Origin of the sequence: Paraburkholderia sp. SIMBA_027 (assembly GCF_046535315.1) — a bacterium.
GTDB classification, from domain to species: Bacteria; Pseudomonadota; Gammaproteobacteria; order Burkholderiales; family Burkholderiaceae; genus Paraburkholderia; species Paraburkholderia tropica.
The window spans coordinates 1-250 of record NZ_JAWRWY010001233.1 but is presented as its reverse complement, the minus strand read 5'-3'; the positions used below and the strand labels follow the sequence as shown (position 1 = coordinate 250).

The 250-nt window shown below is 64.0% G+C and carries 1 pseudogene; it reads right to left on the bottom strand.

Going from position 1 to position 250, the window contains the following annotated elements:
- Positions 1-186: pseudogene (locus SB764_RS43075) on the bottom strand (TerC family protein); the annotation flags it as partial.
- Positions 187-250: the final 64 nt, after the last annotated feature.

The window sequence follows — 250 nt, the reverse complement described above, 5'->3', positions numbered from 1 at the left end:
CGCCCCGCCGAAAACCAGGACCCCGACGCCGAACAGCACTGCGATGCCCACGTAGATGGAGGACCAGAGGGCCGCTTCCTTCAACGTGGGGACGTGAGCCTTGCGGACGTGGAAGAAGTAGTCGAACGCGAGCAGCGCCACGATGATGACGATGGTGACGCCCCAAGCCAGGGGAGAGACGGTCATGTGATCCTGCTTTCGTGAGGCGCGGCGTGGTGCCTACCGAGGGTCAGCGGTCCTCACTCCAAAC